Below are 21,619 nucleotides of genomic sequence, written 5' to 3' on the forward strand. Positions count from 1 at the left end.
CATATCGTCAGCAAATATCAGGTACGGGCTCCTCTCCACGGCACTTACACAAGGCCACTGACACGCCGCCCAGTGGGGTCCGGCCAGTCAGCTGCACGCAGTGGCCTCGCCGCAGAGCAGAGGTTGCAGGAGCGGGACGTACAGGTCGGCGACTTCGTCGGGGTCCAGTTGGGTGAGCTGGTCGGCTTGGACGGTGGCATAGAGGGCGCCGAGGCCGAGCAGCACACCGATGGCCATCTCCGCTCGCAGCGGGGCGCCCGGGCCAGGGAGGCGGGCGGCGAGGGCGTCGATGACCTGCGTGCGGAAGTTGGCTCGTGCCTGCCCGCCGAGTTCCAAGTGGTGGCGGGAGAAGGCGATGCGCAGGATCGGGTCGCGGGTCTTTCCGCGTTGGGTGGCGATCAGATGCAAGACCATGTGCCGGGCGAGGCGGTCCAAGGGGGCGTCGAAGAGGGCGGTGGCGTCGGCGTCGAAGGTGAAGACCTGGGTGAACAGGTGTTCCTTGGTGCCGTAGTACTTCATCACGAGCGCCGGGCTCACGCCTGCGTCGTCGGCGATGGCGGCGATGGTGGTGTCGGCGTAGGCGTGGCGTGCGAAGGCGCGCCGGGCTGCGGCGAGGATGTCCGCACGGCGGGCGTCGGCATCACGCGGTCGTGCCGATCGGTCCTGGGCCGGGTCGGGCTTCGGCGGATCTATGGACCTCGATCGCAGGCGGGCGCTGCGCGGAGAGGGGGAGTTCGGGTCGGACATCTTGTTCAGGCTCCTGGAGGAGGAGGGACGGCGCGGATCGCGGCTGGCGCGGGACGAGGCAGGCGGCCGCGCAGGCCAGCAGAGCGACCGCGCCTGCGACGGCGAAGGCCATCCGGTACCCGTTCAGGGTCGGCGCCGCCACGGCCACGCCCGCCGTGTCGGCGAACGGGCGGGTGTGCTGGGCCAGCACGGTGGCGACCACCGCGCTGCACAAGGCTTGCCCGATGGTGCGCATGAGGACATTGAGGCCGTTCGCTGCGGCGGTCTGCTCCAGCGGCACCGCCCGCATGACCAGCAGGGGCAGGGCGGAGTAGGCGAGTGCCGTGCCGACCGAGACCACGGCCGCGCCCACGATGACCGCCCCCAATTGCCGACTGTCGGCGATGCGTAGGCCATAGCCGCCCGCGATGATCATCGTGCCCAGGATGAGGGTGGCCTTGGCCCCGCGAGCGGCGGACAGGCGGGCGGACAAGGAAGCACACAACACCATGATCACACCGCTGGGCAGCAGGCATACACGCGCCGCCACCACCGAGAGCCCCAGACCGTACCCGGTGGCCCGAGGCGCCTGGACCAGTTGCGCGGTGACGAGGGAGTTGGCATAGAAGGCGAACCCGGCCAACGACGCGGCCAGGTGGGGCAGCAGAACCGCCGGACGCATCGCGAGGCGCACGTCCACCAGTGGCCGCGACACGCGGCGCTGGTGGACAGTCCAGCCCGTCAGGATCAGCAGCGCCGCCCCCGACAGGCCCAGAACCCGCCAACTGCCCCAGCCCCACTCACCTGCCTTCGACAAAGCCAGCAGCAAGAACACCAGCCCCGCACTCAGCCCGCACGCCCCGAGTAGGTCGAAACGCCCCGGCGACCGGACCGGCTCTTCCCGCAGCAGTCGCCACGCCAGGGCGAGCACACCCGTCGAGAGCATGGTCATGGCCCAAAACATCGCGTGCCAGTCCGCGTACTGCACCAGCAGCGCGGCCAGCGGCAGACCAAGAGCCGCGCCGATGCCCACCGTCGAACTCATCAGCGCCACCGAGGAACCCGTCCGCTGCGGCGGCAGCATACCCCGCAGGAAACTGATCGACAGCGGCACCACCGCCGCGCCCACACCCTGCAGCGCCCGCCCTACCAACAGCCACGGGAGGGTGGAGGCGAATGCGCACACCAGCGACCCGGCGGCGAGTGCCCCGAGCGCGAGCAGAAGCATCGGCCGCTTGCCGTACATGTCCCCGGCACGCCCGAGCAGCGGGGTGGCGACGGCGCCGGTCAGCAGCGTGAGTGTGACCACCCACCCGACATCGACCGGTGCCGCGCCGGTCAGCCGGGGCAGCTGCGGCAGCAGCGGCACGACCGCGGTCTGCACCAGCGTGGTGACGATGCCGCCAGCCGCCAGAACGGCCATGACGCCACGGTCGGCAGTCGGAGACGTCGACGGATGCGAATCAATGGGCACAGCGAAACCCTCTCGGAGGTGAATGGCGTTCACCACCATAGGTGAACGGCATTCACCTCACAAGGGCCGGCCACCGGCGTTCGACCCGCTATCTACCGGCACGCAACATGCTCGCCGGGGTATCAACCGGCTCGAACAACCCCGCGCCGTCGCCGGCCGCTACGAGAGAACGCCAGCCGCCACCTTGTCGTCCCGCTCGATATGAGCGATCGCTTCGTCGGTCAGTTCCGCCGAGGTTACGTCACCGGCACGCAATGAAGGCCGCGCACTCTTCGGCCGACCGAAAATTCCCTCCGTGAATTCGACGGTATCGGCCTGTCGCAGCGGACATAAAATGCCGCTTCGCAGCGGTGGATGGTGGAGCGGCCGACGCTGTATTCCTCGGCGAGGTCTGCCAGGCTCGCGTCATCGGCGGGGTCGTGGTAGCGGCGGTGGATCGTTTTCCGCTCGGCGAGAGATGGTTTCGGCTGCTTGCCCTCGAGGCGGCCTTTCGCGCGGGCCTTGGCCATGCCCTCGCGGGTCCGCAGGTGATCGGGTTAGCCTCGAATTCGGCAACCATGGTAAGGGTTTGCAGGAACAGCATGCCGAACGGGTCGGCCCAGTCGTAGACCTGGCTGCCGAGCCCGGTGTTCCGGTGGCGGATCGGCATACGGAACACCACGACATCGTCCGGCCTTACCGGCTGATCCTGCGCGGGACCGTCACCGTGGCGAGTTTGTCCGGGTTGCGGATGGCGTAGAGGTTGGTGATCTGCCCGTCGGAGATCTCGATCAGGAAGACACCTTCGAGCAGGTCGCCGCGGTAGGCGACCATCGCGGGCGTGTTGTTGCAGGTGACCATCTCTATCCGCATGTCCGACGTCGGCTGCCTGGCGTGGAACAGTTTGATGAGGACTGCGGCCACCTTCTCCGCGCCCACCACCGGTCGCCGCGCCGCGGTGGCCTTGCCGCCGCTGTCGGCGGTCCAGGTGACCTCGGGAGCGAGGAGCGAGAGCAGCCCGGCCGTGTCACCAGTGGTCGCCGCTGTCATGAACTGTTCGGTGATGTGCGCGATCTCGGCTGCGTCGACGGGCTCGAAGCGTTTACGCCGCGCGTGTACGTGGGAGCGCGCACGGTGGGCCACCTGGCGCACCGTCATCACGGATTTGCCCACCGCTGCGGCGATCTCGTCATAGTCGAAGCCGAACACCTCGCGCAGCACGAATACCGCACGTTCGTGTGGAGTGAGTGTTTCCAGCAAAACGAGCATCGCCATCGATACCGACTCGGCGAGCACCATATCCGCCGATGCGTCGTGCTCGTCGACCAGCAGTGGTTCAGGCAGCCACGGGCCGATGTAGTCCTCACGACGGCGCGTGCCGGCGCGCACAGAGTTGAGCGCTTGACGGGTCACCAGCCGGGCCAGATACGACTTGGTGTCGCGCACCGTCGCAAGGTCCACCTCGGCCCATCGCAGATAGCTGTCCTGCAGCACGTCGTCGGATTCGGTCGCCGAGCCCAGGATTTCGTAGACGATCGTGAACAGCAACGGCCGCAGCAAGGTGAAACGCTCGGTGTGCTCGTCGGTCGTCATGCGGACCCGACCACCTGTCCGGTGGAGAACGACTGTTCAGGACGCGGGCCGCCCTTGAGCCAGGCCAGCGAACCCGGCTTGCGGGCCTCCCGGCGGATTTTGCTTACCCCGATCTTGCAGGTCATCTCCTTGATTCTCGCGCCCGCACGACCGCCGATGTAGAGGTTGATCGCGATGTCGTCTCTGCGCGCGAGCTGCCGGATACCGACATGGCGGCCGAGGCTGACGCAGGTTCCCAACAGGGCCAGGTCGATCGCCGCGGGTTCGGTGCCCGCGACGTGGCTCAGCACGGTATCGGCGGCCTGCGCCCCGAGCGGGCCCGCGCCCTGGCCACTCATCCGCAGCGGCTGCCCTGAGGGTGCGGCGGCGTCGCCGGTCGCCACGATGCGCTCGTCGTCGATGCTCGTCAGTGTCTCGTCGGTGAGCAACCGGCCGAGGGCATCGGTGCGAAGCCCGCTGTCTGCCGCCAGCTTCGGCACGCCGAATCCGGTCGTCCAGATGGTGAGCGTGCTCGGACGCATCCCCCCGTCGGCGAAAACGACCGCATCCGGCCGGACTTCGGTCACCTTGCTGGCCTCGAGCACGACGACATTGTGTCGCGACATCCACTTGGCGACGTAACGGCGACCCGGCGCACTCAGTGACGGCATCAGGCATCCACCACACACCAGAGTGACCATGCGTCCTTGTTCGGCGAGTTCAGCGGCCGTTTCGATACCCGTTGCCCCGCCGCCGACCACGGTGACCGGAGCATCGAGGGGCAACTCGTCCAGCCTGGCGCGCAGCCGCTGCGCAGCCTCGAATTCAGCGATGGGGAAAGCGAACTCGGCCGCACCAGGCACCGACGGTATGGCCGCCGTGCTGCCGACCGCGTAGATGACATGGTCGTAGTCCAGCGCGCCCCCCGACGCCAATCGCACCGTGCGGGCGGCGGTGTCGATGCGCGTGGCGCTGTCGACCACCAGCTCGATGCCTTCACCGAGCAGCGTGCCGTAATCGACCGTCGCATCGCCGGTACCGGCAACCAACTGGTGCAGCCGGACTCGATCGACAAACCTCGGGCGGGGATTCACAAGCGCGATATCGACGTCGGTGCGCAGCCGCAGATGATTGGCCGCGACTGTGCCGGCATAACCGCCGCCGATAACGACGACCTTGTGGTGTGTGTTGTGTTCGGTCATGCCCTCAAGACACCGCGGATCACCGAGACATGACACGATGCGATGTGATGTGCGCCACTCACACTCGATGGAGTGAGTCGGAGTCATCCGCCGAGAGCAAGGCGGATAGTCATGTTGAGTTCGACCTCGCCGTACGGCAGTACATGCGACCAGAACAGCGGGGTCAGGCCGCGCTCGTCCTCGGCGGTAAGTACGCCGTCCCAGTCCGGATCGGCGAGAACGTCTTGGATCATCAGGACATTCACGTAGACCAGGGCGGCCTGGCAGATGAGCAGGCGCAGCACACTCATCTCCTGCTCGTCGCGCCGGTTGGACGCGATCTCGGAGGTCTTGCCGTAGTAGATAACCGAGTTGGCACTGTTCCAGGAGTCGACCACGTTCAGGCCGCTGTTGATCTCCCGCTGCAATTCACGACTTCGGTAGCGCGGCTCCAGCGCCTTAAGTAGCCCTAGCAGCTTGATGGCGCCCTGCCGGCGCTCCTTGATCTCCAACCAGGGACAGTGCGGCAGTGCGGTGTGCAGGGCGTCGAGTTCGGCGCGCATCTCCTCGCGCAGGTCATTGATGAATTTCGTCGGATCCAGGGCTTTGCCCAGCTTCTCGTAGTGCGAAATGCGGCGTTCCTCGAAGTCGGCCGGCAGATCCCCGGCGGGGCTTTTACGACAGCTTCATGTACCAGGTGACACGATCCTTACCGGCACGCCGAGGCAGGTGGACCCGTGCACGGCCGGAAAATGTAATCAAGGGCGCGATTTTCGCGGTGACCCGCGAGGGTGGCAATTGCTCTCGATGTGCGTCGCAGCCTTCATCGCGAGAATGCGGTGTTGCATTGAATGCGATTCATCCTGATTCCGGGCTCACAATCCGAGCTTGGTCACCGCGTTGTCTTCCAGGGGGTTGGCGGTGCGGATGTAGCCGTGAACGGTGCGCGGGTTGGTCCAGCGTCCCTGACGCATGATCTCGCGGTCGCTGGCGCCGCCGAGCGCGGCCTGTGTGGCGAAGCCGGCGCGCAGCGAATGTCCGGAGAACAGGTCGGGGTCCAGCCCGGCCCTGGCGGCATAACGCTTGACCAGTTCGGCGACCGCCCGCCCGGACATGGCGCGGTCGCCGATCGCGCCGTGCCGGTTGACGGTGGGGAAGAGAGGTAGGTCCGCGTCGGTGAGCGTGGTGCCGGTGAAGCCGTGGCAACGGTGGATGTCGGCCGATCTCGCGGGAAGGTCGGCGAGCCAGGACCGGACACCGATAGTCCCCGCGGCGGCGTGTGTTTCGCGTAGGCGCAGCCAGTCGGCGAGGGCGCAGACCGGGCAGGTCGCGGGACGGCGGCCACGGGGGAGCGCCACGCGCTGTTCGGCCGCGCCGGTAGGGTCGGTCTTCGTCGCGGGCAGCCGGATCAACAGAATCGGTTCGCCGGTCGTGTGGTCGAGACCGACTTCGACGTCCCCGATGCGCAGACCGGCCAGTTCACTGCGGCGAAGAGCGCCGGCGAAACCGACGAGCAGTACGAGCGAATCCCGGCGCCGGGCGGGTTCGGCGGGCCAGCCCGGTTCGGGTAGTCCGCCCAGCAGTTGATCGAGAGTGTGCAGCAGGACAGGGCGTTTGCGTCGGGGTTGCGCCCGCCGGGTGCGGCGGATGCCGCGCAGCGTCAGGCGCACCACATCGGATCGAGTCGGTGACGGCAGGCCGTTGGCCGCGTGCACCGCGGCGATCGCGGCCGACTTGCGTTCCAAAGTCGCGGGACTGAACGCCCATTCGCCGCCGGCGCGGCGCGCGTCGGCCGCCGCCGCGAGATAGACGGCCACGTCCAGCGCGTCGGCAGGCAACGCCTGACGCCCCTCGGTGGCACACCACGCCGACCACGCCACCCAATCGGCCCGATAAGCGCGCAGCGTGTTCGCCGACTGCGACGCTTCGAGATACCGCCGCAGCGATCCGGCTTGATCGTCGTCGAAACGGTCACGCACCAGCCGCAGTGCCGCCGCATCGACCAGCACGCTGCGCACCCCACGGCGCAACTCGGTGCGCACCGACTCCGGAACCGCGACCACACTGGATCGATCGTCCATGGTTCGGGCTCCCGCGTTCCTAACGATGACGGACTTGTTCGCGCCACGACTTTCGGCGCAGGAATGCCAGCCTACGGCACCGAAGCGGCGGCACTTGCGGAGTCTGTCGAGTGACAATTCGCCTGTGTTAGTGCCGTCCGATGCGCGCTGGCGCACGGAAACACCATGCGTCACAGTGACGTTATAGGTCCGTTCGATCAGGTGTTGTCACCGGCCGCGCCGACGCGGCCCACCGATCCGGTCATGCCGTGAAGAGTCGGGGCGTGCGAACTTTCGGCTGCGGAATCGGCCGGGCTTGCGATCCGCGATCGGTACGCAGGATGCCGCCGGACACCGGCTTGGTTCCCTCGTCGACGTCGGCCTGGCGCATCCATTTCGACAGCGTCACCGGGTGGATCCCGAAATCGGCGGCGATCTGCTCCAGGGTCACCTCGGCGTTGCGAGCGACACGGCCGACGTCCTCACGAAGCTCGCGGGGGATACGGCTTTGGGCAGAGGACATCCTTTCGGCCCGTCCCGACAGCAAGCCACTTCGGTTATCACCTATCCCGGCAGATCAGATGAGAACTGACATTTGACGTCAGCAGAGGGGGTACCTAGTTTTCTCTCTTTTCGTCGCGATTTAGTTACGTCACGACCAACGATACGAAACGTAATTATCACAACGGTAGCCGGGCATGAAGCTTCGTCCTGACCCCCGATAAGGTTCACTTATCGGAGGTCAGAACTGGAGAGCTGATTTCGGAGATGACTGGACCTGGAGTGTTCCGTCTCGAGGAAACTGGCCAAGTCTCAGTGAATCTGGCCACCGTAGATGTGGACCTGGCCGATGTCTCGAAATTCCTGGCCACTGTGGCATGATCACCCGCGATCTGGCGTCGGCGAACGGCATGGACGGGGTGGTGGGTGTGACTGGCGGGGGTTCTGGTGTGCGCGTTGAAGGTTGGGGGAGTTTCGAACCAGAGATCCGAACGACTGCGGGGGTTGTGCGCGGCAGGTGGGAGAACGCAGTCGCGATCTTCCGGGGCATCCCCTTCGCCGAGTCACCATTCGGCGCGCGTCGGTTCGCGGCTCCCGTTGCAGTACAGCGGTGGGATGGTGTCCGCGACGCGCTGGAGTTCGGTCCACCGGTTCCCCAAGCGAGCCATCGAGGTTCGGTGATGTCGTCGGTGTCCGGCAGCACCGATGATGATTCCGCGGACTGTTTGACGCTCAACGTCTGGTCACCCGAGCTCGGTACCGTCCGGCTGCCGGTGATGGTGTGGATTCACGGGGGCCGATACCTCGAGGGCGCCGCCAGCAACCCGCACCAGGACGGTGCGACTCTCGCCGCGTGCGGTGTGGTGATGGTCAGCATGAACTATCGAGTGGGCGTGGAAGGTTTCGCCCACATCGCCGGGGCCCCGGACAACCGCGGCATTCTCGACCAGATCGCAGCCTTGCGGTGGGTACAGGACAATATCGCCGCGTTCGGCGGCGATCCCGGCAACGTCACTGTGTTCGGCCAGTCCGCAGGAGCTGGTTCTGTCGCGGCGCTGCTCGCTATGCCCATGGCAGCGGGGCTGTTTCGTCGTGCGATATCGCAGAGCCTGCCGGGCACGTACTTCTCCCCACGGCTCGCCGGCGCGATCTCCGCGACGATCGCCGCGGAACTCGGTGTGCGCGCCACCGTCGATGAGCTCGCCGGCATCCCGCCGCGTGCGCTGATCGAGGCGACCGACGCGGTGATTCGGAAGATGCCCGAATTCGTCGAATCCTGGGGACCCACGGCGCTGACGCCTACGCCGTTCTCACCGGTTGTCGATGGCGTCGTACTGCTTGCTTCGCCGTGGCATGCGCTCGCCAACGGTGCCGCGCGGGGTATCGATCTGCTCATCGGACACACCCGTGACGAGTACTCGCTGTTCAACGCCTGGCGCGGCACAGAGATGACCGATGAGCATGCGACCGCCGCACTCGAACGTCTCGCGCCCGTCTCGGACAGCAGCGGCGGATACCGCGCCGCCTACCCGGAGGCCGCCCCTGAACAGCTGTATGAGCTCGTCAACTCCGACTGGCTGCTTCGGATGCCGAGCCTGCATCTCGCCGATGCCCAATACGCCGGGCATGGACCCGTGTGGCTCTATGAACTGTGCTGGAGCTTCCGCCGGGATCAGGGTGCCTCGCACAGCCTCGACATGCTGCTTGTGTTCGGCACGCTCAGCGCCGACGAGGTGCGTGGCCACCCCTTGGCCTACCCGAACGCCGCGAATGAGGTCCTGGAGGTCTCCTATCAAATGCGCAGCGACTGGGTGCGTTTCGCGACCACCGGAAACCCTGGCTGGGCGTCCTACGATCCGGGAAGGCGATCCACTCGTGTCTACAGCGCCGAGCCGACTACCCAGCCTTATCCCGAGGAACGCTCACGCCTTATCTGGCATACACACCGGTTCGACTCCCTGGACCTATGTCAAAGCGTCGGAGCGGGAGCTGGTCGGTGACCAGCCAGGGGCATGGTCTGCACCTGGCGCCCAACCGCAGCCGTGGGTCACCCCGACGCCGTCGTGCGTGAAGCCCGGTATCCGGTGGTGGACTACACCTGCTTGTCACGGGCCGAGGAACAATCGTTCGTACGGCAGGCGGGGCAGCGGTAGATGTTCTTCGATGGTGTCGCAGATCAATTCGATTGTGACCCAATGCTTTCGGCTCCAGTCATCGATCACATTGCGAGCCGCCACGGCGGTGGCCGCGTAGTCGAAGACCATGCCACCCAACCAGATCCGCAGGTGCACATCGCGTCCGGGCGCAAACCGTTCATCGGTTGTCATGGCCTGGCGGCCCGGTTCGATCTTTCCGGACGAGGCACTGGGAGCGAACGGGAGTTGCCAGGGGTTGTCGGCAGTCGATCTCTGGCTCGAAGGATCTCCGGTGCCTGGTGTCAGTTCCGCGCCGGCTCGCCTAGCCGGGAGCCGAACGCCACTTTGCCGAACGCTTGCGGTTGGCATCCGCCCGGCCCGGCGGCGCGTGGGCCATCCGCTTCGGGTCGGACGCCGGTGCGGAGGGGTCACAGCAGGGCGGCGACCTTCTTCGCCGTCTCCTTGGCTGATCCGGGATTCTGGCCGGTCACGAGGTTGCCGTCGACCACGGCGTAGGAGAGGAACGGCAGCTTGCCTTTCTCGTAGCGGGCGCCGCGCTTTTTCATCTCGTCCTCGGCGTTGTAGGGCACGAGCTTGTCTACGCGGATGAGGACTTCCTCCTGCCAGGCAAACCCGGTCACCCTGCGGCCGGCAACAAGGTGGGACCCGTCGGAGAGCTTGGTGTTGAGCAGGCCGCAGTAGCCGTGGCAGACCGAGGAGACGATGCCGCCGCGCTCGTAGATCTCCCGGGTGATGCGCTGCAGGCCCTCGCTGTCGGGGAAGTCGTACATCACCGCATGCCCGCCGGTGAAATAGATGGCGTCGTAGTCGGCCGAGTCGATCTGGTCGGGGCTGACGGTGTTCTCCAGCAGCGCCATCCGTGCCGGATCGGCACGCCAGGCTTTCGCGGTCTTGTCGTAGTTGGGGAACTTCAGTGACCGCGGTTCCAGGGGAGCGGGGCCGCCCGCCGGGCTGATGATGGTCTGCTCGAATCCGTGCTCTTCGAAGACCTGCCAGGCGTGGGTGAGCTCGGACAACCACAAACCGGTCGGGTGGGACGGGTCGTCGTAGTGGCCGACGTTGGTGACGACGTTCAAGATGCGTTTGCTCATGGTCGGTCATCCTCCTGAATGTTTACATTGCGCACATTGGCAAGGCTAGGTCGGGATGTGAGCACTGTCAACACCTGCGTCGGTGTGAGTGGGCACACTCTGGGCGGCGCTGGCCTACTGTGTGCGCGCGGAAACGATCGCGGCGAACGCGGCGCGCACATGATCGGCCACTTCGTGGCTCGACTCCGCCGGGAGCTTGCCGTCCAGGTGCAGGTATGCCATGCCATGGGCCAGGGCCCACCATGCCGAGGCCAGCGCCTGGGGGTCGCCGTCCGGGAAGACCTGCTTCATCGCGAGTTGTACGAGATCGTGGATTTCCTCTGCCGCCTGGACCCGCTCCTCGTTGCCCTCGTCGCAGGCGTTGCCGAACATCAGGCGAAACAACGCCGGCCGGCGCAGGGCGAACTCGACATAGGCGACCGCCAGCTCGCCGAGCCCCGCCGCCGATGCCGGGAGCTCGCGTCCGTCGCTCAGGTCCGCCTTCAGGTCACGTAAGCCCTGCACGGCCAGCGCGGACTCCAGGGCGTCGCGGTCGGCGAAGTGTCGATAGGGCGCGGTCGGCGACACGCCTGCCTCGCGAGCGATGGCGCGTAGCGAGAACGGTTCACCGACTTCGAGTAGGTGCATCGCCGCCGTCAGTAGCGACGCCCTGAGGTTGCCGTGATGGTAGCCACTCCTCTTCGCCGAAGTTGACATCGCTTACATCCCTTTCTAGGCTCATGTTAGCAATGTAAACTTACCGCATTCAGGAGCGGCGATGCCATCAACAGCCCCCATCCCCGCGAGGTCAGGCGGCGCGGAGCGGACTTCACCGGTCTTCGCGCCGTTCACCCTCCCGAACGGCTCCGTGGTCGCCAACCGGCTGGCCAAAGCCGCTATGGAGGAGAACATGGCCGCATCCGGTCAACTCCCCGACGAGTCCCTGTTCCGGCTCTATCGACGTTGGAGTCGAGGCGGGGTCGGACTGATCATCACCGGCAATGTCATGGTCCATGCCGAGGCGCTCACCGGGCCGGGCGGAGTCGTCCTGGACGCGCAGTCGCCGCTGGAACCGTTCCGTCGGTGGGCCGTCGCCGCGAAGAGCGGCGGCGCGCGGGTGTGGATGCAGATCAACCATCCCGGCCGGCAGGTGCGCGCGGACATGCCCGGCGTCGCCTGGGCGCCGTCGGCGATCCGTGTAGATGTCGGCAAGAACAGCAAGCGATTCGCCGACCCGGTCGAGATGACCCCGCGGCAGATCGAGGAAACTGTGCAGCGCTTCGCCGAGACGGCGCGTCGGGCCGAGGCGGCCGGGTTCGACGGTGTGGAGATCCACGCCGCCCACGGCTATCTGCTGTCGCAGTTTCTCTCGCCGCTGACCAACCGGCGCGCCGACCAGTGGGGCGGCAGCCTGGAGAACCGGGCCCGGCTGCTGCTCGATATCGTGCGTGCGGTGCGGGCCGCGGTCGCTTCCGGCTTCGCTGTCGCGGTCAAACTCAACTCCGCCGACTTCCAGCGCGGCGGCTTCGATGCTGACGACGCCGCGACCGTGCTCGCGATGCTGGCCCCGCTCGGCGTCGACCTCGTCGAGCTCTCCGGGGGCAGCTACGAGGCCCCTGCCATGACCGGCCAAGCCAGTGACCAGCGGACCCGAGCCCGCGAGGCCTACTTCCTCTCCCTCGCCGAAGAACTCGCGACAACCAGCCCGCTGCCACTGATGCTGACCGGAGGTGTCCTCCGGCGGCCGGTGGCCGAGGAGGTCCTGGCCGGCGGCATCGATCTCGTCGGCATGGGCAGCGCGCTGGCCGTCGACCCTGACCTGCCGAACCGGTGGCGCCGCGACGCTGACGCCAAGGTCGAACTCACACCCGTGGAGATCAAGGACAAGGCTGTCGCGTCCGCCGCGAGCATGGCCCGAGTGCGACAACAGCTTCGCCGCCTCGGCGCCGGACGGCGCGCGCGTCCCGGGATCAACCCCAAGGTCGCTCTCCTCCACGAGACCGTGCTCCAGCGTCGCGCACTGTGCCGCTACCGCACCTGGCTGAACAACCGTGCCGCGTAAGGCCATCGGCCCCTTTCCCGGCAAATCGATCGCATCCCCATGCCTTCGGCAATCTCCTGTTCCACGCGCCGATCCGCCCCGTGTTGATCTTGCGCATCAGCTCGAACAGATCCACCAACGCGTCAGTGGCCACCGACGAACGTGAAATCGACTGTCGGACAGCCGCTTACCACGATTCGATCAGCGGGGCGGCATGCTCCTGCCGCTGCCATTCTTGGGTGAGGCGACCGAGTCGGTCCGGCGCGGCGATGCCGCGCATGCCTGCGATCTTGTCGTCACGGATCTCCAGGACCACCACGCCCACGACGCGGTCGTCGAGCGTGGCGAGCATGGCGGGGCAGCCGTTGACCACGGCGGCATGGATCGAGGGCGAGCCACCGGCGAGTCTCCGCTTGGCCGGAGACGGCTTGAAGCCGGCCCGCACCACGCCGGCGATCCGCTGCGGGGTCGAGTACCGGATCAGCTTCTCGGCCAGACCCAGCCCGGCGCCGTCGGAGATGCCGGTCGCGTCGTCGGTCAGCAGCGCCAGCAGCCGTTCGGTCCGGCCCGAGGAGGCGGCGTCGACGAACGCCTCGACGATTCGGCGCGCCGCGGCTCGGTCGACGTCGGTGCCATTGCCCGCGGCGGCGATTCGGCGCCGGGCTCGGTGGGTGTGTTGCTGACTGCCGGCCTCGGTGATGCCGAGAATCTCGGCGATCTCGGCGTGGCTGTAGGCGAAGGCCTCGCGTAGCACGTAGACGGCCCGTTCGATCGGCGACAGACGCTCCATGAGCGTGAGCACCGCCAGGGTCACCGATTCGCGCTGCTCGACGGTGTCGGCCGGACTCAGCATCGGGTCACCGTCGAGGAGCGGTTCGGGCATCCAGGCGCCGACCGCGCGTTCGCGGCGCACCTTCGCCGAACGGAGCCGGTCGAGCGCCAGATTGGTGACGATCTTGGTCAGCCATGCCTCGGGCACATCGACGTACTCCTGGTCGGCGGCCTGCCACCGCAGGAACGCGTCCTGCACCGTGTCCTCGGCATCGGCGGCCGAGCCGAGTAGACGGTAGGCGAGGGAGGCCAGCCGATTGCGGCTGGCCTCGAAACGCGCCACGGTGGCAGTGTCCATGAGCACGACCCTATGCGGCGACCACGTGGGGCGAGTGCTCTGCGGTGGTGGCCGAGCGATAGTGGCGACTCGGCTTTCCGAAGGTCGGGTGGCTCACGCTCCAGGCGGCAGTCCGAAGGATCGCCGACTTGACGCGCGCGGCCGTCCCGCCGCACAGAGCCCACGACTTCGCACGTGCGTCACCGTCGACCAGCTGGAAGATCCCATCCTTGCGGCCGAGACTGATGTGGTTGCCGACATACGCCAGCGAGGTCGTCGAGACCTTGCGCCCGGTCCGGTCCCCGATGATCGCGGCGGTCGCCTGCATGCTGGTGAATCCCGCGGAAGCGCAGGACATCGGCAACGGCCGACCGTTGTCACCGATGACGAAGACGCTGTCACCGGCGACGTAGACGTCCGGGTGGGAGACCGACCGCATCTGACGGTCGACCGTGATCTGGCCGTTGGCCACCACCTCGAGGCCGCTGGCGGCGGCGATCGGGTGGACGGCGAAGCCTGCGGCCCACACGGTCGCGTCGGAGGCGAAAGCGGTGCCGTCGGCGGCGACCGCTGCCGCCTCCTCGACGCGCTCGATGGCGGTGTGCTGGTGGACCGTGATATCGAACCTGTCGAAGGCGCGCAGCAGGTGACGGCGAGCCTTCGTGCCCAGCCAGCCGCCCAGTTCGCCGCTGGTGGCCAGGCCGACCCGAAGGCCTGGGCGTGATTCGGCGATCTCGGTGGCGGTCTCGATCGCGGTCAGATTGCCGCCGACTACCAGCACCTTCCCGTCCCCGCCCAGCTCGTCCAGGCGTGCGCGCAGGCGCAGCGCGGACGGCCGCGCGGCCACGGGGAAGGCGTGCTCGTGGACGCCCGGAACGCCGTGGTCGGCGGCAGCGCTGCCGAGCGCGTAGAGGAGGGTGTCGTATCCGAGCCGCTCGACGCCCTCGGCGTCGGCGACTGTGACACTCCGGTGCTCGACGTCGACGTCGGTTACCCGCGCCAGTCGCAGCTGGATGCCGGTACCCGCGAACATCTCCGCCAGCGGCCGGTGGCGGAGATCCTGCCCGGCGGCGAGCTGATGCAGGCGCAACCGTTCGACGAAATCGGGTTCGGCGTTGACGACAGTGATCTCGAAGTCGTCGGAATGGAGTTGGCGCGCCAGGTATCCGGCGGAGAAGGCTCCGGCGTATCCGGCCCCGAGGACGACGATGCGGTGCTTCATGGTTCGCTCCTGTCTGGTTCGCGTGCTCCCTGAACGAGACAGCCCCCCAATCCCTGACAGCATCGACCAGTGACGTGAGTCACTCCCGAAACTCGCACGACCTCACGGCTATCGGGCAGGGAAGGCGATCCATTCGCCGAAGGAAGCTGCTGATGCTGTCCGCGTCCCCGGCGGCCCCACCGGGGACGGGCCGCGCCTATCCGGCACTCCGGCCTCACCGATCACGGTTCCAGTCCGGCGGCAGTCAGGGTGAGGTGCCGGGCCAATGCGTCGGCTGCGGCGTCGGCGTCACGGGCCAGTGCCGCCTCTTCCAGTCGGCGGTGTTCTTCGACGCCGTCGCGGTCGGGATTGCGGCGGGTCGACCAGCGGCGGGTCAGCTCGCTGGCGGTCCACAGCCGGTCGAAGGTCTCCAGTAGGACTGGGTTACCGCAGCCATCGATCAGGGCTCGATGAAAAAGCCGGTGTGATTCGGACCATGCCTCGCTGTAGTGTTCGCCGTCTCCCGGTAGGTAGACCGGAGTGCCGGCCATGCGGTGGTGGGCGGCTCGCACGCGAGCCTCCCAGTCCAGGTCGCCGCGCTCGATGGACATACGCAATAGGACTGGTTCGATGGTCCGGCGGGCCTCCGCGATCTCCTGCCATCGGCGGTCGGAGAAGGCGGGAACGGCGAAGCCGCGGTTGGGCAGCCGGTCGGCGAGGCCCTCGCCGACCACCCGCACCAGCGCCTCGCGGACGACGGCAAGGCTCACGTCCATCTTCTTCGCCAGATCCTGCGGCTTGAGGGCCTGACCGGGAGCGTATTCCCCGCGCATGATCGCGCCCCGTAGGTGCGCGTAGACCTGCTCGGAGAGCATCTTCTTTCCGGGTGAGTCCGGAGTGCGCGATGTCCGATGCATACCCAGATAATAGATCATCTAGAGAATAATCGATTATTTTTGTACCGTGGATGTCGGTAGATGAACGGAAAGAAGACACGATGAGCGCCAACGACCCCTTCGCCCGCCTCCCCGAGGCGGCCTCCTTCACCGTCACCAGCACCACGGTCACCAACGGCGGCGCTTGGCCGCCCGCGCAGTTCTCCTCCGGCGTTCCCGGCGGGAAGGACGTCTCCCCGCAGCTGTCCTGGAGCGGCGCGCCGGAAGGTACGGCGAGCTACGCCGTCACCGTCTACGACCCCGACGCTCCGACCGGGTCGGGATTCTGGCACTGGGCGGTCGCCGACATCCCGGCCACCGTGACCGAGTTGCCCGAGGGCGCCGGTGACGACACGGGGGCGGGTCTGCCGACCGGCTCCTTCCAGTTGCCCAACGACGCCCGCGCGGCCAGGTTCAGCGGCGTGGCCCCTCCGCCAGGGCACGGCCCACACCGATACTTGGTCGTGGTGCATGCCCTCGACGTCGAATCCATCGGCGTGCCGGTCGACTCCACCCCGGCCCTGCTCGGCTTCGCCATGACCTCGCACATCCTCGGCAGGGCGGTTCTCATCGCCACTGCGGAAACGCCGCCTGCCGAAGGGAAACCGGCAGACGCCGAACGGGTCGAGGTGTCCCGGCTCATCCCCGCATCCCCCGATGCCGTCTTCGCGGTGCTGACCGACCCGAAAGGGCACGTGGACATCGACGCATCGGGAATGCTGATCGACGCCGAAGGGAAGCCGGTCGAGCGTCCCGGCGACCGATTCCTGGTCCACATGGATCGCGAGGCCCTCGGGGACGTTCCCCTGGGCAGGTACGAGGTCGAGGTCGTCATCACCAGGCTCGTTCCGGACGAGGAGATCGCCTGGACAGTCGAAACCGGTGGCCGCCGATTCGGCCACATCTACGGCTACCGGTTGGCACCTGCCGAGGGCGGCACCCTCGTCACGTCGTATTGCGACTGGTCACAGATCGATGAGAAATGGAAGCAGCGGCTCAGCTTCCCGGTGGTTCCCCGGTCCTCCCTCAAAGCCACCCTCGGGATCCTCGAGCGCACCGTCCGCCGCCGAGCCGGCCTCTGACCACCGGGACCGCCGGACCCGGCCGGTGTGGGGGACCGTCCTCGACCGCGGCAGGGCAAACATCCGGCGCAGAACTGGAAGTGGTTGTCCGCGAAGGCATGCTCTCCGGCGTGCTCGATTTCGGCGAGCTGGGCGCTGGCGATCCGGCGACGGATCTGGCTGCTGCATGGCTGATTCTGCCGGTGGGCAAGTCCACGCGGTTCTTCGATGCCTACTCCGCTACTGCGGCCAGCCGGTGCCGAAACGTGACGTGAGCGCGTGAGCGCCTCCAATCCTTTCGGCCGCGCGGCGGATAGGGTCGCTGGTCAGCTCACGCTGGTCGTTGACCTCGTATTTACTGAGCCAGGACGGCCGCCGCACTGCCTGAAGTGCGTGATACGTCCTCGGTGGGGAAGCGAGGTTGCGCAGAATCGAACGCTACGATCTGGCCGTGTCGAAGGTGTGCAACTATCCGGGCTGTACGCGCCCGATTCCGAGCGGAGCAGGACCCGGTCGTCCCTCGGAGTACTGCGACCGGCCCGATCACACGCGCTGGCGTGCGTGGCGCGAGCGGCAACGGCAACAGCAGGAGGCCGAGACTGCGGCCACTGCCGTCACTGTGACGCAGCCGGGGCCGGTGACCGTTGCGCGATTGCGGGCCGATGAACTGCTCACCCAATTCCGGGGACTCGCCGAGCAGTTGAACACCACGCTGAACGCCGCGGTCGCGGAGTTGTCCACGCTGGCCGACCCGGCGGTCGCGGAAGCCCAGGTGCAGGCGGTTCAGGTGGACGCGGCGCGGCGGATCGCCGAGGCGGAAGGCGCGGCGGTAGTGGCCGAGCAGGCGCGGCGGGAGGCGCAGGAGGCGAGGGAACTCGCCGAATCCGCCGCCGACGACGCGGCCGGCGCCGCCGAACTCGCCGAAGGGCTGGTCGCCGAGGCGAATTCGGCGCGCGACGACGCGCTGCGTGAGGTCGAACGCGTCACCAAGCAGGCGGCCGATGACGTGTTCGCCGCACGCAGCGCAGCGGAAGCCGAAGTCCGCACTGTGCGCCGCGAGTCCGCCGAACAGATCGAACGCATCGAAAAGCAAGCCGCCGAACAAGTCGAGCGCGGCGAGCGTCGCGCGGAGACCGACATCGCACACGCCCGGCGTGAGGCGGAAGCCCTGGTCGCGGCCGCCCATTCCGAGCGCGATCTCGCCGTGCAGCGCGCGGCGGACGCCGAACGAGCGGCCGAACGAGCCGAGCGTGCCGCCGCGGAGCGCGCCGAAGCCGCCGACGAAGCGCGAGCCGAATGGCGCCGAGTACGCGCCGAACTCGACACCACCCGCGCCGAGCTCGCCGAAACCCGTCGCGCCGCGGCCGCCGAACTGGCCGCCGTCCGCGCAGAGGCCGCCGCGACTGTCGACAAGGCGCGCGCGGAAGCCGCTCAGCGGCTCGAAGCGCTGGACGAAGCTCGCGTGCAGACCCTCGCGCGCGCCGAACGCGCCGAGGCCCAGCTCGACGAACTCCTCGCCGAAGCTCGCCGCAAATCACCCGTTACCGAGCCCGACCGGCGCGACGACGCCTGAGCGGGCGTAGGGCTTCCGTACTAGGCTCTCGGTGCATCTCGGTGCATCTCGGTGCATCTCGGTGCATCTCGGTGCATCTCGGTGCATCTCGGTGCATCTCGGTGCATCTCGGTGCATCTCGGTGTGCGACGCGGAGGAGGACTCGAGCATGGCCGTCATCCATCGGACCACCATGGTTCCCACGAAGATGGAACTGCTGACCTCATGGCTGCCCGGCCGCGCGTGGTATCGCGGTGAAAAGCCACCGGATCTGCGCAAAGCCGGCGGTTTCCGGCTCGATGACCCGGACGGGGAAGTCGGGATCGAATTCGTGGTGATCACCGATCACTCCGGCGCGCAGCCGCACACCTACCACGTGCCGCTGACCTACCGGGGCGCACCGCTGCCGGACGCCGCCGAGGCACTTGTGGGCACTTCCGAACACGGTGTCCTCGGCACCCGGTGGGTGTACGACGCCACCCGTGACCCGGTCGCGGTGGCCCAGATCGTCTCCGCGCTCGTCGGGAACGCGCGGCCTCAGGCCCAAAGCGAGAGCGACACGCCGGATCCCTCGGTCACGGTGCACGTCGCGGATACGCTCTCTCTCGCAGGAGGTTTCGGTCCAGCTCGGGATGGATTGTTCTACACCGACATCCCGGTGGGCGATCGGATCCTTCGTATCCATCGCCTTCTGCAAGTGCCGGTCTCGCCTGTGGAGTCGGCGGTTGCCGGTCGGGTCGACGCGTGGTGGCGGCTCGACGACACCATTGCCACCGGCGTATTCATCAGCCTGGCTGCGTAATTCGAACGGAGCGGTGTGTCCGCGCGTGCACGGCGAGGAGCGGGATGGGGCAAACGAGCCGCTAACCGCGGCTCTGGTCATATCATGTAGCTATGCCCGAAACCGGAGTCGAAGGGCGTACGGAACCACTGGCCGGGGCAGCCCGGCAGACGGTACTGGTGGCCGGTGCCTGCTCGATGATCATGGGTGTGGCCCTAGCGGTGTGGCCGCACAAATCGCTGCCGACAGCGGAACTGCTGTCCGGCGGCTACCTAGTGCTCAACAGCGCCCTACAACTGGTCGTGGCGCTCGGTGCCCGCTTCGTGACCCCGCTGCGGATGCTGGTGCTGGTCAGTGGGGCGCTGTCGGCCCTACTCGCGGTGCTCTGCTTCGCGGGTGGGAATTCGGCTCCGCTGCTGTCGTTCTGGATCGGATTGGCGTGGGCGATCCGTGGGATCTGTCACGCCACCGTGGCGGTCTGGGTCGATGATCTGCCCGGGCGCGGACGGCAGGAGTTGTTCGGGCTGATCACGCTGGCACTCGGTCTACTGGTCGGTTCGGTGTCGTTCGAGTCGCCGGACACGCTCGGCTGGGTGGCCGGATCGTGCATGATCGCGATCGGGACGCTGGAGGCCTTGTTCTCCGTGGGCTCCCGGCGCGACACGGTCGCGCTGCCGGGGATGGTGCCGACCTTGCGCTTGGATGGCTGACCTCGAGGTGGCGAGCGGGATGCTATCCAGGTTGACTGGGCGCCATGGCATCCCAGCAATCCGAGCTCCGGTCGCCCGCGGAACTCATCGTGGTCACCCATGGCGCCGGTACCGCGATCACGCCGATCGCTCTGAGCGACAGTCACAGCGCGCAAGCTCGTCTGACGGAACTACTTCCGGCCGGGAGCGAACTGGTGCGCATCTTCGGACCGGCCAACCGCTTGGAGCGCAGGCTCACCGGCACCTCACGCCTGGAGACCGGAGCGGAGTATCTCAACTACTTCTACGTCCGCGGTGTCACCGGCCGACTCGACGAACTGGCCGAGCGGTTGCGTACCGCGGACGACGTGGCGGCGGCATATGTGAAACCGCCCGCCGAGCCGCCGATAGCGCCGGAGGGCGCGCGAGCGATCACCGGCCGTTCCGCCGCCGAGGCCCCGCCGGTCACGCCGGATTTCGCGGTGCGGCAAGGATATCTGGATGCCGCCCCGCAGGGGATCGACGCTCGGTGGGCGTGGACGGTGCCGGGGGGCCGCGGGACCGGTGTGCGAGTGGTTGATGTCGAGGGCGCGTGGCGGTTCACCCATGAGGACTTGCAGGTCAACCAGGGTGGGGTGATCGGAGGCACCCCGTCACCGGAGCAGGGTTGGCGCGACCACGGCACAGCGGTCGCCGGAGTGATCAGCGGTGACGTGAATGCCTACGGCATCACCGGGATCGTGCCCGAAGCGTACATCCGCGCGGTGTCGATCTTCGGGTCCGGATCGGCGTCCGCGATCCGCTCGGCTGCGGATGCGCTCAACCCCGGCGATGTGATGCTGCTCGAACTGCACCGGCCTGGCCCGCGTTTCGCCTACGCCAACCGGCCGGATCAGCGCGGCTATATCGCGATCGAATGGTGGCCCGACGACTTCGCGGCGATCAGCTACGCGGTCGGTAAAGGCGTCGTCGTGGTGGAGGCGGGAGGCAATGGCGGCGAAGACCTCGACGCCGCGATCTATGACTCCCGCCCCGCGGAGTTCCCGAGCACGTGGCGCAATCCCTTTCGCGGCGGCGAAGCCGACTCCGGTGCGATCATCGTCGGAGCCGGCGCACCCCCACCCGGCTTCCATGGCCGCGACAACGGCACGGCTCGCTCCCGCTTGCCGTTCTCCAACTACGGAAAGCGGGTCGACGTGCAGGGCTGGGGCCTGGAAGTCACCACCACCGGATACGGCGACCTGCAAGGCGGTCCGGACGAGGACCTCTGGTACACCGACGTGTTCAGCGGAACCTCGAGCGCGTCCCCGATCGTGGTCGGCGCGGTCGCCAGCTATCAGGGCATGAGTGCGGCCGCGGCCGGACGCAAGACCCCTGCGGAAGTGCGCGCCCGGCTGCGGGAAACCGGCTCACCGCAAACCGATGCCGCTGATCGGCCCGCATCCCAGCGCATCGGCAACCTGCCGGATCTGAAATCGATGATCTTGCCCCGGTAAGCCGCCGGGGCTCGGGATACATCGACTCGATGTGCG

21 protein-coding genes and 1 pseudogene are annotated in these 21,619 nt (G+C 67.6%); 8 read left to right on the plus strand and 14 right to left on the minus strand.

The features are described 5' to 3' along the window. Window positions 1-87: 87 nt before the first annotated feature. From ACIA5H_RS11935 to ACIA5H_RS11970, 8 genes are all read right to left on the minus strand, one after another. Entirely contained in the window at window positions 88-747 is a 660-nt protein-coding gene (locus tag ACIA5H_RS11935) for a TetR family transcriptional regulator (RefSeq protein WP_379254496.1), read from the minus strand. Beyond that, a complete protein-coding gene (locus ACIA5H_RS11940) occupies window positions 641-2,149 on the minus strand; it encodes an MFS transporter (RefSeq protein WP_397075777.1) in 1,509 nt (502 codons plus the stop codon). The genes ACIA5H_RS11935 and ACIA5H_RS11940 overlap by 107 nt, the downstream gene beginning before the upstream one ends. 287 nt (window positions 2,150-2,436) lie before the next feature. After that, window positions 2,437-2,709, minus strand: a complete 273-nt coding sequence (locus ACIA5H_RS11945) for a hypothetical protein (RefSeq protein ID WP_397075779.1) — start codon at window positions 2,707-2,709, stop codon at window positions 2,437-2,439. 166 nt (window positions 2,710-2,875) lie between these two features. Next, window positions 2,876-3,772 (minus strand): RNA polymerase sigma factor SigJ, encoded by an 897-nt coding sequence (gene sigJ / locus ACIA5H_RS11950; RefSeq protein ID WP_356964400.1) that lies wholly within the window; start codon window positions 3,770-3,772, stop codon window positions 2,876-2,878. Beyond that, complete coding sequence (locus tag ACIA5H_RS11955; protein WP_397075781.1) at window positions 3,769-4,953, minus strand: NAD(P)/FAD-dependent oxidoreductase; 1,185 nt, start codon at window positions 4,951-4,953, stop codon at window positions 3,769-3,771. The genes sigJ and ACIA5H_RS11955 overlap by 4 nt, the downstream gene beginning before the upstream one ends. A gap of 83 nt (window positions 4,954-5,036) precedes the next feature. Further along, a complete protein-coding gene (locus tag ACIA5H_RS11960) occupies window positions 5,037-5,495 on the minus strand; it encodes a Tn3 family transposase (RefSeq protein WP_397075783.1) in 459 nt (152 codons plus the stop codon). A gap of 312 nt (window positions 5,496-5,807) precedes the next feature. Further along, window positions 5,808-7,013, minus strand: a complete 1,206-nt coding sequence (locus ACIA5H_RS11965; protein WP_355074040.1) for a site-specific integrase — start codon at window positions 7,011-7,013, stop codon at window positions 5,808-5,810. 241 nt (window positions 7,014-7,254) lie between these two features. After that, window positions 7,255-7,515, minus strand: a complete 261-nt coding sequence (locus tag ACIA5H_RS11970) for a transposase (protein ID WP_397075786.1) — start codon at window positions 7,513-7,515, stop codon at window positions 7,255-7,257. Between the two features lie 427 nt (window positions 7,516-7,942). Here ACIA5H_RS11970 and ACIA5H_RS11975 point away from each other — a divergent pair, with 427 nt between their 5' ends. After that, window positions 7,943-9,493 (plus strand): carboxylesterase/lipase family protein, encoded by a 1,551-nt coding sequence (locus ACIA5H_RS11975; RefSeq protein WP_397075788.1) that lies wholly within the window; start codon window positions 7,943-7,945, stop codon window positions 9,491-9,493. Window positions 9,494-9,598: 105 nt separating this feature from the next. Here the strand turns inward: ACIA5H_RS11975 and ACIA5H_RS11980 are convergent, their stop codons facing one another. The 3 genes from ACIA5H_RS11980 to ACIA5H_RS11990 form a co-directional block, all read right to left on the minus strand. Then, window positions 9,599-9,820: a hypothetical protein gene (locus ACIA5H_RS11980; RefSeq protein ID WP_397075790.1), complete on the minus strand. Its 222-nt coding sequence runs from the start codon at window positions 9,818-9,820 to the stop codon at window positions 9,599-9,601. A 236-nt stretch (window positions 9,821-10,056) separates the two neighbouring features. Then, window positions 10,057-10,740, minus strand: coding sequence for a type 1 glutamine amidotransferase domain-containing protein (locus tag ACIA5H_RS11985; RefSeq protein WP_355074036.1), 684 nt, complete (start codon window positions 10,738-10,740; stop codon window positions 10,057-10,059). Window positions 10,741-10,854: 114 nt separating this feature from the next. Next, window positions 10,855-11,436, minus strand: a complete 582-nt coding sequence (locus ACIA5H_RS11990) for a TetR/AcrR family transcriptional regulator (protein ID WP_397075792.1) — start codon at window positions 11,434-11,436, stop codon at window positions 10,855-10,857. Window positions 11,437-11,497: 61 nt separating this feature from the next. Between ACIA5H_RS11990 and ACIA5H_RS11995 the strand changes: the two genes are divergently transcribed. Next, window positions 11,498-12,781, plus strand: coding sequence for an NADH:flavin oxidoreductase/NADH oxidase family protein (locus ACIA5H_RS11995; RefSeq protein WP_397075794.1), 1,284 nt, complete (start codon window positions 11,498-11,500; stop codon window positions 12,779-12,781). A 166-nt stretch (window positions 12,782-12,947) separates the two neighbouring features. Here ACIA5H_RS11995 and ACIA5H_RS12000 read toward each other — a convergent pair whose 3' ends face one another. From ACIA5H_RS12000 to ACIA5H_RS12010, 3 genes are all read right to left on the minus strand, one after another. Next, on the minus strand, window positions 12,948-13,889 hold the full coding sequence (locus tag ACIA5H_RS12000; protein WP_397075796.1) for a sigma-70 family RNA polymerase sigma factor: 942 nt from the start codon (window positions 13,887-13,889) through the stop codon (window positions 12,948-12,950). Window positions 13,890-13,899: 10 nt separating this feature from the next. After that, complete coding sequence (locus ACIA5H_RS12005) at window positions 13,900-15,090, minus strand: FAD-dependent oxidoreductase (RefSeq protein WP_355074030.1); 1,191 nt, start codon at window positions 15,088-15,090, stop codon at window positions 13,900-13,902. Window positions 15,091-15,311: 221 nt separating this feature from the next. Continuing rightward, complete coding sequence (locus ACIA5H_RS12010; protein WP_397075799.1) at window positions 15,312-15,986, minus strand: GntR family transcriptional regulator; 675 nt, start codon at window positions 15,984-15,986, stop codon at window positions 15,312-15,314. 80 nt (window positions 15,987-16,066) lie between these two features. Between ACIA5H_RS12010 and ACIA5H_RS12015 the strand changes: the two are divergent. The 6 genes and pseudogenes from ACIA5H_RS12015 to ACIA5H_RS12040 all read left to right on the plus strand — a co-directional run. Beyond that, window positions 16,067-16,594 (plus strand): annotated as a pseudogene (locus tag ACIA5H_RS12015) (YbhB/YbcL family Raf kinase inhibitor-like protein); the annotation flags it as partial. 572 nt (window positions 16,595-17,166) lie between these two features. Next, the gene (locus tag ACIA5H_RS12020; RefSeq protein WP_397075801.1) at window positions 17,167-17,340 is read left to right on the plus strand and encodes a phosphotransferase; all 174 of its coding nucleotides are present in this window, start codon (window positions 17,167-17,169) and stop codon (window positions 17,338-17,340) included. Window positions 17,341-17,702: 362 nt separating this feature from the next. Beyond that, entirely contained in the window at window positions 17,703-18,638 is a 936-nt protein-coding gene (locus tag ACIA5H_RS12025; protein WP_397075803.1) for a hypothetical protein, read from the plus strand. Window positions 18,639-18,786: 148 nt separating this feature from the next. After that, complete coding sequence (locus ACIA5H_RS12030; protein ID WP_379254473.1) at window positions 18,787-19,419, plus strand: 1,4-alpha-glucan branching protein; 633 nt, start codon at window positions 18,787-18,789, stop codon at window positions 19,417-19,419. Between the two features lie 92 nt (window positions 19,420-19,511). After that, entirely contained in the window at window positions 19,512-20,108 is a 597-nt protein-coding gene (locus ACIA5H_RS12035; protein WP_379254472.1) for a DUF308 domain-containing protein, read from the plus strand. A 44-nt stretch (window positions 20,109-20,152) separates the two neighbouring features. Next, entirely contained in the window at window positions 20,153-21,583 is a 1,431-nt protein-coding gene (locus tag ACIA5H_RS12040; protein ID WP_397075806.1) for a S8 family peptidase, read from the plus strand. The last annotated feature ends 36 nt before the right edge of the window (window positions 21,584-21,619 follow it).

Source organism: Nocardia sp. NPDC051900, from assembly GCF_044452545.1.
Taxonomy (GTDB): domain Bacteria; phylum Actinomycetota; class Actinomycetes; order Mycobacteriales; family Mycobacteriaceae; genus Nocardia; species Nocardia sichangensis.

Coding starts and splice junctions, on each gene's coding strand:
- ACIA5H_RS12040 (WP_397075806.1), top strand. CDS start 20,153: ATGGCATCCCAGCAATCCGAGCTCCGGTCGCCCGCGGAACTCATCGTG.
- sigJ (WP_356964400.1), bottom strand. CDS start 3,772: ATGACGACCGACGAGCACACCGAGCGTTTCACCTTGCTGCGGCCGTTG.
- ACIA5H_RS11980 (WP_397075790.1), bottom strand. CDS start 9,820: ATGACAACCGATGAACGGTTTGCGCCCGGACGCGATGTGCACCTGCGG.
- ACIA5H_RS11965 (WP_355074040.1), bottom strand. CDS start 7,013: ATGGACGATCGATCCAGTGTGGTCGCGGTTCCGGAGTCGGTGCGCACC.
- ACIA5H_RS12005 (WP_355074030.1), bottom strand. CDS start 15,090: ATGAAGCACCGCATCGTCGTCCTCGGGGCCGGATACGCCGGAGCCTTC.
- ACIA5H_RS11990 (WP_397075792.1), bottom strand. CDS start 11,436: ATGTCAACTTCGGCGAAGAGGAGTGGCTACCATCACGGCAACCTCAGG.
- ACIA5H_RS11960 (WP_397075783.1), bottom strand. CDS start 5,495: ATGCGCGCCGAACTCGACGCCCTGCACACCGCACTGCCGCACTGTCCC.
- ACIA5H_RS11970 (WP_397075786.1), bottom strand. CDS start 7,515: ATGTCCTCTGCCCAAAGCCGTATCCCCCGCGAGCTTCGTGAGGACGTC.
- ACIA5H_RS12030 (WP_379254473.1), top strand. CDS start 18,787: ATGGCCGTCATCCATCGGACCACCATGGTTCCCACGAAGATGGAACTG.
- ACIA5H_RS12035 (WP_379254472.1), top strand. CDS start 19,512: ATGCCCGAAACCGGAGTCGAAGGGCGTACGGAACCACTGGCCGGGGCA.
- ACIA5H_RS12000 (WP_397075796.1), bottom strand. CDS start 13,889: ATGGACACTGCCACCGTGGCGCGTTTCGAGGCCAGCCGCAATCGGCTG.
- ACIA5H_RS11995 (WP_397075794.1), top strand. CDS start 11,498: ATGCCATCAACAGCCCCCATCCCCGCGAGGTCAGGCGGCGCGGAGCGG.
- ACIA5H_RS11935 (WP_379254496.1), bottom strand. CDS start 747: ATGTCCGACCCGAACTCCCCCTCTCCGCGCAGCGCCCGCCTGCGATCG.
- ACIA5H_RS11985 (WP_355074036.1), bottom strand. CDS start 10,740: ATGAGCAAACGCATCTTGAACGTCGTCACCAACGTCGGCCACTACGAC.
- ACIA5H_RS11940 (WP_397075777.1), bottom strand. CDS start 2,149: ATGGCCGTTCTGGCGGCTGGCGGCATCGTCACCACGCTGGTGCAGACC.
- ACIA5H_RS11955 (WP_397075781.1), bottom strand. CDS start 4,953: ATGACCGAACACAACACACACCACAAGGTCGTCGTTATCGGCGGCGGT.
- ACIA5H_RS11945 (WP_397075779.1), bottom strand. CDS start 2,709: ATGGCCAAGGCCCGCGCGAAAGGCCGCCTCGAGGGCAAGCAGCCGAAA.
- ACIA5H_RS12010 (WP_397075799.1), bottom strand. CDS start 15,986: ATGCATCGGACATCGCGCACTCCGGACTCACCCGGAAAGAAGATGCTC.